Raw genomic sequence first — 1,717 nt, forward strand, 5'->3', positions numbered from 1 at the left:
GACCTGCCCGGCGTTCGCTACAAGATCGTGCGCGGCGCCCTCGACACCCAGGCGGTCAAGAACCGCAAGCAGGCGCGTAGCCGTTACGGTGCAAAGGCGGCCAAGTAATGCCTCGTAAGGGACCCGCGGCCAAGCGCCCCGTTGTCGCCGACCCGGTGTACAGCGCCCAGATCGTCAGCCAGCTCGTCAACAAGATCCTGCTCGACGGCAAGAAGGACCTCGCCCAGCGCATCGTTTACGGCGCGCTCGAAGGTGTCGGCACCAAGTCCGGCCAGGATGCGGTCGTCGTTCTCAAGAAGGCGCTCGACAACGTGCGCCCCACCCTCGAGGTCAAGAGCCGCCGCGTCGGCGGTTCGACGTACCAGGTTCCGGTCGAGGTCAAGCCGCACCGCGCGAACACTCTCGCACTGCGCTGGCTCGTCTCGTACGCCAAGTCGCGTCGCGAGAAGACGATGACCGACCGCCTGCAGAACGAGATCCTCGACGCGTCGAACGGCCTCGGTGCCGCCGTGAAGCGTCGCGAAGACACTCACAAGATGGCGGAGAGCAACAAGGCGTTCGCTCACTACCGCTGGTAGGCCGTAGGCCCACCAGCGGGTTGAGTAGCCGCGAAGCGGCGTATCTAAACACCTTTGTCCGAATTACCGTGGTTTCGATACGGCCGCGAGCGCCCTACTCAACCAGCTACAGACACCCGAACTAAGAGACAGGAAATCCCGTGGCACAGGACGTGCTCACCGACCTCAAGAAGGTCCGCAACTTCGGCATCATGGCGCACATCGACGCCGGCAAGACCACGACGACCGAGCGCATCCTGTTCTACACGGGCATCACGCACAAGATCGGCGAGGTCCACGACGGCGCCGCCGTCATGGACTGGATGGCGCAGGAGCAGGAGCGCGGCATCACGATCACGTCCGCCGCCACGACGTGCTTCTGGAACGACATCCAGCTGAACATCATCGACACCCCCGGTCACGTCGACTTCACCGTCGAGGTAGAGCGAAACCTCCGCGTCCTCGACGGCGCGGTTGCCGTGTTCGACGGCAAGGAGGGCGTTGAGCCTCAGTCCGAGACGGTGTGGCGTCAGGCCGACAAGTACGACGTACCGCGCATCTGCTTCGTCAACAAGATGGACAAGCTCGGCGCCGACTTCTACTTCACGGTCGAGACGATCATCAAGCGCCTCGGCGCGAAGCCGCTCGTCATCCAGCTGCCGATCGGCGCGGAGTCCTCGTTCGAGGGCGTCGTCGACCTGGTCGAGATGCGCGCCCTCACCTGGCGCGGCGACTCCAAGGGTGACGTGAAGCTGGGGGCCGAGTACGCGATCGAAGAGATCCCGGCCGACCTGCTCGACAAGGCGAACGAGTACCGCGAGGTGCTGCTCGAGACCGTTGCCGAGACCGACGAGGTGCTTCTCGAGAAGCACTTCGGCGGCGAAGAGCTCACGGTCGAAGAGATCAAGGGCGCGATCCGCAAGCTGACCATCGCGTCGGAGATCTACCCGGTGCTCTGCGGTTCCGCGTTCAAGAACCGCGGCGTGCAGCCGATGCTCGACGCGGTCGTCGACTACCTCCCCTCGCCGCTCGACATGCCGGCGATCGAAGGCCACGACGTGCGTGACGAAGAGAAGGTCATCGAGCGGCACGCCGACTCGACCGAGCCGTTCTCGGCGCTCGCGTTCAAGATCATGACCCACCCGTTCTTCGGACGGCTC

2 protein-coding genes and 1 pseudogene are annotated in these 1,717 nt (G+C 64.5%); all 3 read left to right on the plus strand.

The window, feature by feature from the left end:
• A pseudogene (locus RMO30_RS07255) lies at positions 1–108 on the plus strand (30S ribosomal protein S12); the annotation flags it as partial.
• Positions 108–578: a 30S ribosomal protein S7 gene (rpsG, locus tag RMO30_RS07260; protein ID WP_191283592.1), complete on the plus strand. Its 471-nt coding sequence runs from the start codon at positions 108–110 to the stop codon at positions 576–578. The pseudogene RMO30_RS07255 and the gene rpsG, both read left to right, overlap by 1 nt.
• 140 nt (positions 579–718) lie before the next feature.
• Positions 719–1,717 (plus strand): GTP-binding protein (locus RMO30_RS07265; protein WP_309711368.1); only part of this gene is annotated, 999 nt, incomplete at its 3' end.

Source organism: Pseudolysinimonas sp., assembly GCF_031389465.1.
Lineage (GTDB): Bacteria > Actinomycetota > Actinomycetes > Actinomycetales > Microbacteriaceae > Pseudolysinimonas_A.